This window comes from Paenibacillus sp. OV219, from assembly GCF_900110075.1.
In the GTDB taxonomy this organism is placed as follows: Bacteria; Bacillota; Bacilli; order Paenibacillales; family Paenibacillaceae; genus Paenibacillus_Z.
Genome location: NZ_FOCJ01000026.1, coordinates 1 through 8,474 on the forward strand (window position 1 = coordinate 1; position 8,474 = coordinate 8,474).

Here is an 8,474-nt window from a genome sequence, read left to right on the forward strand (position 1 = left end):
CTGGGAATGATTCAGGATTTTCTTGCACATGAATTCAGCCAATTCGATGATGTGACCTCTTATATAATCCTCACGGTATTCGGTTCTGAGTGGCAGGATCAAATGCAACTCTTCGCGAAGCTGGGAACCATTTACCTTTACGGGCCGCTAATCGTAATTACATCGATTTGGATTATGTTTAGAGGCAGGAACAAAGGCTTGGAGTTTTCATTTCTTCTCTGGGTCGTACTCGGCGGGGAGGTGCTTGATGACGGATTGCGAATGCTATTTCACCGTCCTGGGCCGGTGGTAGCCGGAATCCAGCTCATCAATACATTTCCGAGTGAAGAAACCCTTACTTCGATTTCGGTATGCGGATTCTCGGCCTTTCTGTTGCTCAGACACTACAGTCAGAGCTTGATCCGGATTTTTGTTGTTCTATTTGTTATTCTCGTGTGCCTGCTGGTCGGGATTAGCCGTATTTATTACAATGTGCAGTTTCCAAGCGATGTCGCGGCAGGTTATGTTTTCGGCGGCGTATGGATAACTTTGAACGTCATTCTGCTTGAAGTGTTGAGGAAGCTTCAAGATAATGAAGCAGCGATAGTAGCGAATTGACGTGAATCCTCCTGGTTCCGTTCGGTAGGAGTTGAGTATGCGAGTGGTGGATGAGGAATTGAAGCATATCATTCATCGAGCCAAACGTGGCGACCGGGAAGCTTTTGCGAATCTAGTCCAACGTTTTAAAGGCCATGTCTATCGATATGCGGTGGGGATGTTAGGCGATCGAATGGATGCGGAAGACGTCTCGCAAGAGACATTTATTAAAGCCTATTACTCCGTATCAAGTTTGGATAACGAGTATGCGTTTTCTTCTTGGATCATTCGAATTGCGGCCAATCTCTGCAAAGACAGATTAAAAAAACGCACGAATACGCCAGAACAAGAGATGAATGAAGAACAGAACAAGCGGATAGCAGATCAACATGCAACCGACCCGTTGGAGAAGTTATCCATTGAAGAAGGGCTAAGCAGACTCTCAGTGGGTCATCGGGAAGTTCTATTATTACATGAGATCCAGGGCTATAATTATGAAGAAATCGCGGAAATGATCGATGTTCCTCTTGGAACGGTGAAGTCAAGGCTGTTTGCGGCCAGGATTAACTTGCGGAAAGAATTAAGAAGGGAGGACTGACTGGGAATGAGCAAACATCCGGAGGAACAGTTGTCGGCCTACCTCGATGACGAACTGACTCAAGATGAAAGAAGGGAAATCGAAGAGCATCTTGAGACATGCGAGTCCTGTCAGGCGCTGCTCGAAGACATGGCAGACAACAACTATGACCTTGTGCAGACTTTCAGCCTAATCGAAGTACCTATGAATTTCGAGGTTAGGGTTATGCAATCCATCGGAGCGGAAGAAGAACGACAATTTGCAGGCAAAGGGTGGGTTTTGGCGCTTCTATTGGGTTTGTTGACACTAGGGGTATTTTATCTGCTAACAGGAGCGATTATCGGTAAACTCATACATGGATGGTCTAAATTAGTGATCACACTGATCTATGCGAGTTCGCATTTCATTCTCAGTGTACCCGCCTTAACCGGGGGGACGATTGTCCTCTCGTTAATTATCCTTGTGACCTCCTTCATTTCACTCAAGCGGTTGCTTCAAACCTCAACGAGTTGAAAGGGAGGGTCACTATGAGAAAACTAACATACACGATATGCTTCTTTATGCTGTTCATGTTGCTCATCCCTGATATGGCATCAGCAAAGAGTATTTTTGAACACCAGAACACAACTGTGCCTGCTGATCAGACCGTTGACGACGTGTACGTTGTCGGAGGCGATGCCGATATCTTAGGCCAAGTACAAGGTATCGTTGTCGTCATTAACGGCAACCTGCATCTGGGCAGCACGGCTAAGATTACAGGTGTGATTGTCGTGATTGGAGGGAAGGTTGAGCAAGATCCGGGTGCTGCTTTGGGGGACGATATCTATGACATCTCGCTGGATAACGCTACGCAAAACAGTTTTCTGATCGGCGGCGGGCTCGTGATGAGCCTATGGGTGTTGCAACTGGCAGGAAACTTGCTCATGGTTCTTGTACCTGTCCTAATTAGAGTCCTCGGTAAGAAAAAAATAATTGCTTTTACCGAACGTTATCAGCGTGAATCGTTAGGTAGGCTCTTATATGCCGGTTTTCTAAGCGGCTTGGTTATTGTAGCCTTAAGTGCATTGTTGCTCGTTACTGTTATTGGCATTCCGATCTTGGTTCTGATACTGCTAGCGCTACTCGTCGCATTGGCGATGGGAATGACCGTCATTAGTTTTCGAATTGGCGAAATGATCAAAGGTTCGGAACAAATGCCTGATTGGTTAAAAGTGCTTATCGGCGCCAGCATAATAACTGCATTTTCGAGTATACCTCTGATTGGTTGGATTCTCTTGTTGGTAGCTGGATTCGTCTCTTTGGGAATCTGTACACAATGGATTGCGGGGATGCGCAAGAAGAAATGAAGGTCCGATAAGACGACTAGCTCGACGTGAAACTCGTGATCATAAGTGAAGCTTTATGTCGAGCTAGATTTATCCGATAGAAAACGGCAGCAGGCGTAATGGCTGCCAACTATGACCTCGTGCAGTCTTTCAGCCTAATCGAAGCGCCTATGGATTTTGAGGCTTCTCATCAGGTTATGCAATCAATTGGAGCAGATCAGGGAGCTATGTCAAGGGGACTGGGATCAAGCCAGTTGATTATCTCATTAAAGGCTGCGGAAATCGCGGCTTTTTGTATTTATAAGATAAAATTCTTGTCAAAAATAATGCTACGCTAGAGTTTATTCAAGGAATGTTAGGTCACGAAAAAGCTTCAATTGTCGGACGACAAGAACTTCTATACAGAGCCGTATTAGGACAAGAACTTCTATACAAGGCCGGTAGGATTAATACACACGAACTTATATTGACTGGTCACATTTGAACCAAGCTGGAGTGTAACCGTTCCGGAGAATGATACCGTAGTAAAACTCGCTTCTCCAGCGGAATATCTGTTGTTTGTTGTGACTCGCTTGATAATAGCAGCTGGGGGTTGACGCCCGTCCCAGGTTGATATAAATTGTATACATATCCAGAAGTATACAGTTGTATACAGCAAGAGATAGAATTAGAGATGGTGACGGACGTAGGCATGGGTGCGGATCTAGAGGAGAAACTCAAGGGCAATGAGGGTCGGGTGGAGGAGAGAGGCAAGAGAGAGCAATACGCTAAGAAGAGGTTGAGTTTCGATGCTTCTGGAGAATTTGAATTGAAGCGCACGTCGCTTGTCCAACCGTTTGCATTTCGTTATCTTGTTCGATATTCAAGAAATCGGAGTGGAGCCGAGACCCGAAAGTCCGGCTGATGAAGGAGAGGGGATCATTTAACGATGCTTCGTAGGTTTTTCTCGTACTACCGCCCTTACAAAGGCTTATTTATTCTCGATTTTACTTGCGCGGTCATCGCGGGATTGCTTGAGCTCGGCTTTCCGCTAGCGGTCAGTAAATTTATCGACGATCTGTTGCCGAACGGCAACTGGAAGATGATCGTGCTAGCCAGTATCGGACTACTAGGAATTTATGCCCTCAACACCGTATTGAACTATGTCGTCACCTATTGGGGACATATGCTAGGCATCAATATTGAAACCGATATGCGTTGGAAAATGTTTGACCATATTCAGAAGCTGTCTTTCCGCTTCTTCGACAACCATAAAACCGGTCATCTCGTCGGTCGGGTCACGAACGATCTGAACGACATCGGCGAGATCGCGCACCATGGGCCTGAAGATATTTTCATCGCGATTATGACGCTTGCGGGCTCCTTTATGCTGATGGCCTACATCAACCTGGAGCTGGCCTTACTCACGTTCGTGATCATTCCGTTCATGGCTTGGCTGATCATCATGTTCGGAGGCCGCATGACGAACACGTACCGGCGGTTGTTCGGCAACGTGGGGAGCTTTAACGCCCGCATCGAAGAGAACGTCGGTGGCATTCGCGTCGTGCAGTCGTTCGCGAACGAAGAACACGAGAAGAAGTTATTCTCAGTTGACAACAGTAATTTCCGCGAGACGAAGCTACTCGCCTATAAGACGATGGCTAAGAGCTTCTCGGTGAGTTACATGCTGATGCGTCTCATTACGATATTTGTTATGGTATGCGGCGCGTGGTTTTACATCGACCATAGAATCGAGCTAGGGGAGTTTATGGGGTTCCTGCTCCTGTCGAACATTTTCTTCCGACCGATCGAGAAGATTAACTCTGTCATTGAGAGCTATCCGAAGGGGATAGCCGGATTTAAACGATACGTCGAAATTATCGACATGGAGCCGGATATTCAGGACGCCAAGGACGCCGTCGAGGCTCACTCGCTTCACGGAGAAATCCGCTTCGAGAACGTCTCTTTCGGCTACGAGGAAAACCGAGATGTGCTGAAGGGCGTCGATCTGACCGTTCGAGCGGGAGAGACGGTTGCCTTCGTCGGCCCTTCCGGCGCTGGGAAGACGACTATCTGCAGCTTGCTGCCGCGTTTTTACGATGTCACAGGAGGGCGCATTACTGTCGATGGCAAAGACATCCGCAACCTGACACTGAAGTCGCTTCGTAGAAATATCGGTATCGTGCAGCAGGACGTATTCCTGTTTTCCGGCTCGATCCGTGAGAACATCGCTTACGGCGACCTGAAGGCGACTGATGAGCAGATTTGGGAGGCGGCCAGACGAGCCTCACTGGAGGTAATGATTCAGCAGCTGCCGGAAGGCATGGACACGATCATCGGTGAACGTGGTGTAAAGCTGTCCGGCGGCCAGAAGCAGCGGATGGCGATCGCTCGAATGTTCCTGAAAAACCCGCCAATTCTAATTCTGGACGAAGCGACGTCGGCGCTGGACACCGAAACCGAAGCAGCAATCCAGAAGTCGCTGGCCGAGCTGTCTGTTGGCCGCACGACGCTCGTCATCGCGCACAGGCTGGCAACGATTAAGAACGCGGACCGCATTATCGTCGTCGACGAGAACGGTATCGCAGAACAAGGCAGTCACCGGGACTTGATTGCGTCCGGCGGCATCTACAGCAGGCTTCATCAAGCACAGTACCAGCACGCTTAAGTGCACGCAGGGAAGAAATGTGGAAATAAGTAAGTTTAAACAAAACCTCTGAGTGAAAGCTTGAGAAACATTGCAGCGCATACTCAGGTCGGAGAAGCTTGCTCTTCTCCATCTTGAACTCGACAGAGTATTCTGTTGAAGAAAAAGGTCGAACAGGGCGAGAATGGACGGAGACTTCGTGAGATCCACACACCAGTCATAGCAAAATTAAAATATGGGCATCCAAAAATTAATTTGGTTGCCCATATTTCTTACCATTGTTTTTAATGAAACATTTCCATTCTGGAATGCGTCTGCAGATTAAAAGAGGTGAGCAGGATGAGATTTTTTCTTTTTCTTATTCTCATTGTTTGCGTAATTATAACCGGATGTAATAGTGGTAGTAATACTACATCTAAATCCAGCGGAGATTGGAATACCTTATTGGTTACATGGAAAGAAAATTTATATACATATCACGGTGAAGAAGTCTCATCTGATAAAATCGGGAAAGAAATTGGAGAGGTTACCGTTTACAGTGACGAAGAGACAAGAGATTTCACGAGAAAAGATGTATTCTCCAACTTTTTGCAAGCAGGAACTAAACTATACACAATAACTGATACCGCTGAAGAAAAAGCTATTGCAGCAAAGGATATAAAAAATCAAAAATATATAAAATTAATCTATGAGTCCCCTTACTCTTTTCAATAACGATTGCTGAAAGGGCTCCTAAGGTAAGCGCATAGAGCCACAGCGTCAGCACAAAAGTGTCGGGTGACAAGAACATTATCTCATTAAAGGCCGCGAAATCGCGGTTTTTTTTATTTATGGGATCAAGTTCTTGTCAAAAGCGAATGACAAGAACTTGATCCCATTTCCGAAATTGACAAGAACTTGATCTCATTTCCGACGAAAGACAGGGAATCGCATCTGTAGTGCACTTTCTTAACACGTCAACTTAGAGGGGGTAATGGTTCGCATTAACCAGTGAAGTTACCGGCGGTCGCAAATCCACTGAAGTTTCTCGCTCCTGCGGTTGTAGCGGGGTTGGGGAACGCCGTAAAGATTAAGGCAGTATACCGAATTTGGCCGTTGGCGACATAGGCTGCCGACGGGAAATCAATGGCGCTAAAACCTAGCATTTCATTCTCAAGGGCCTCGACTGCGGTGTAAGTCGATGTAAATATCAGTATCCCTTCCCGAAAGACTTGAATGGTTACGCTTCCGAATTGAGGCCCAACGACGACTTTGACAAATCCCGTTAATTGAACGCGGACAAGTCCTTGATTTGCGACTTCAACACCAGCGGTTTGAATTCCGATATCTCCAAATAGGAGCGGCGTTGCCGCTACGGGGATTGTGACCAGCACAGCTTCATCAGTATCCGCTTGTGAAGATATCCGACTATCTACAAATTGAATGGTCAATCCCAATCACCTCTTCCGATTATGATAGAATAGTTTATGATTGATAGAACGGATGGATTGGATTTTCTTACCGTCTTGAAAGAGAAAGTAACGATAAATTAAATAATAATTACTATTCATTCAACGGAGAAAAAAACGGAATAAATATGACTGGAGCAAGCGCTTCGGCTGGGCTTGTAATAAAGAATGGAAGAGTATTTACTTTAGTACGCAGGGAGTGTTGTATTATTTTTTTTGAAAAATATCGTGATGAAGCCTATATCAGTCAGTTAAAACAGTTTATTGAAGCAAAATATGGTTTGGGAATACGTTATATAGCCGCAGCAAAGCGTGGATACCACGGGGAAACATGGAAGATCGATACAGAATGTGACACTTATTTTGCCAAACTCGTTTATTTTGGTCCACACAAGTCAAGATATATGAACAGCTTTGCAATAGTGGAATATATAAATCAGAATGGGATTGACTTTATTAGTAAGATTAAAAAGACTATAGATGAGCAATTGTACAGTATTTTTAATGATGGCGTGTTGGGCTTATTTCATTATGTCGAAGGTGAGCATACAGAGGATTATCTGTTATCGGATTTGTTTCATAAATTGGCGCTCATATACAAAGTTCCAGTTCAAAATGTTCAAATAATTAAGGAAGATTTCAACATCAACTACATTGATGAGTATTACAGCAATCTTACCAAGCTTAAAATTACATTATCTCCTTCTATAATAGAAGCTGTGCGCTTGTTGGAAGGGAATAGCAAGAAAATCGAACATTACGCTGACAGATTAATGCAATTTGCTGATAAAAACAAAAACGATTTGACCCATTTCCACATCACAAGCGGCGATGTCGGGGGGAACGTTATTATTCAAGGCGAACAATTCATAATTATCGATTGGGATCATCTGATACTTGCGCCGATGGAACGGGATATATGGCCGTATCTTCATGATGAGAAGCAAATTGATTTGCTCAATGAAATATTGGAATTAGAGGGCCATCATTATAAAGTAAATCAGGATCGGCTGGCATTTTATTGTTATTTGAGCTTTTTCTATTTTTTGCATGAATATATGAGTGGTTTGTTGGAGTTTGATGATGAGGCTGTTCGAGAAGCGATTGCGAATGATATAAAAGGCTACTTGAATGTTAGTTGTTGGATTTATGGAAATCTTAATAAAGTGGATCAATTTAAACTAATATAATGTTAATGAGTGCAATTAGTAGATCAATAATAGCTTGATTCAATAAAGAACCCAGTCGTTTATTGAACTAACGGGACACTTTAGTTCCAATATATATTAGTATTAGCTCGGGATAGAAGCGCGGATTTCTTCCGAAAGAAGCAGTATTTTACATAAAAATGTAAATAAACATCCAAACCCTTTTTCACCTCTTTTCATAGAATAGAGCATGTCTTTGTAAGAATGAGGTGAGATGAAATGGCTCTTTCAACAGGAGTAATAACAAATACAAGAGATTTTGGTACAGCTTCTTCAAACATTGTCGTAAGTACAAGAAACTTCGATTTGGTAAATCCGGTAACAATTATGCTTGAAGTGTTCGCTTCGGTAGATTCTAGCTTATTCTACACAGCATATCTTACTTCTTATGTAGTGCCTGCAAATTCTTTTGATGTACGAGAATTTTTTATAGCAGGAAACGTTGCATATGAAGTTCAACTCGATTCTTCATCGGTTAATGTCTTGTTCACTGTATGCGGAATAAACGAGTTCGGGAATTTGGTGGAGGATCAGCGTTATTCGCACTCGGAACTGAATGTTATTCCAGCTCTTGGTCCATCAATGTAATACAATCTCTTTAACATTAGGCTACCGTGTTATGAACAGCACCCCGTCAAGTAGACAGTACAAATAATTAAAAACAATCAAGCGGCCTTCGTCCGGAATTCCATTGGACTGAGGCCGTTTAGCTTT

The 8,474-nt window shown here is 44.1% G+C and carries 9 protein-coding genes; 8 read left to right on the forward strand and 1 reads right to left on the reverse strand.

Going from position 1 to position 8,474, the window contains the following annotated elements:
* From BMY11_RS28135 to BMY11_RS28170, 6 genes are all read left to right on the forward strand, one after another.
* A partial coding sequence (locus BMY11_RS28135) for a phosphatase PAP2 family protein (protein ID WP_143069367.1) occupies positions 1-597 on the forward strand: 597 nt, incomplete at its 5' end.
* Between the two features lie 37 nt (positions 598-634).
* Entirely contained in the window at positions 635-1,174 is a 540-nt protein-coding gene (locus BMY11_RS28140; protein ID WP_090583776.1) for an RNA polymerase sigma factor, read from the forward strand.
* 6 nt (positions 1,175-1,180) lie between these two features.
* Complete coding sequence (locus BMY11_RS28145; protein WP_090583779.1) at positions 1,181-1,666, forward strand: anti-sigma factor family protein; 486 nt, start codon at positions 1,181-1,183, stop codon at positions 1,664-1,666.
* A 14-nt stretch (positions 1,667-1,680) separates the two neighbouring features.
* Entirely contained in the window at positions 1,681-2,499 is an 819-nt protein-coding gene (locus BMY11_RS28150; RefSeq protein ID WP_090583782.1) for a hypothetical protein, read from the forward strand.
* Between the two features lie 907 nt (positions 2,500-3,406).
* On the forward strand, positions 3,407-5,125 hold the full coding sequence (locus tag BMY11_RS28165; RefSeq protein WP_090583790.1) for an ABC transporter ATP-binding protein: 1,719 nt from the start codon (positions 3,407-3,409) through the stop codon (positions 5,123-5,125).
* Positions 5,126-5,443: 318 nt separating this feature from the next.
* A complete protein-coding gene (locus tag BMY11_RS28170) occupies positions 5,444-5,818 on the forward strand; it encodes a hypothetical protein (protein ID WP_090583791.1) in 375 nt (124 codons plus the stop codon).
* A 269-nt stretch (positions 5,819-6,087) separates the two neighbouring features.
* Here the strand turns inward: BMY11_RS28170 and BMY11_RS28175 are convergent, their stop codons facing one another.
* The gene (locus tag BMY11_RS28175) at positions 6,088-6,534 is read right to left on the reverse strand and encodes a hypothetical protein (RefSeq protein ID WP_090583795.1); all 447 of its coding nucleotides are present in this window, start codon (positions 6,532-6,534) and stop codon (positions 6,088-6,090) included.
* 146 nt (positions 6,535-6,680) lie between these two features.
* On the opposite strand from BMY11_RS28175, the gene BMY11_RS28180 reads away from it, so the two are divergent.
* Complete coding sequence (locus BMY11_RS28180; RefSeq protein ID WP_090583798.1) at positions 6,681-7,742, forward strand: protein kinase family protein; 1,062 nt, start codon at positions 6,681-6,683, stop codon at positions 7,740-7,742.
* A gap of 237 nt (positions 7,743-7,979) precedes the next feature.
* The gene (locus BMY11_RS28185) at positions 7,980-8,348 is read left to right on the forward strand and encodes a hypothetical protein (RefSeq protein WP_090583801.1); all 369 of its coding nucleotides are present in this window, start codon (positions 7,980-7,982) and stop codon (positions 8,346-8,348) included.
* The last annotated feature ends 126 nt before the right edge of the window (positions 8,349-8,474 follow it).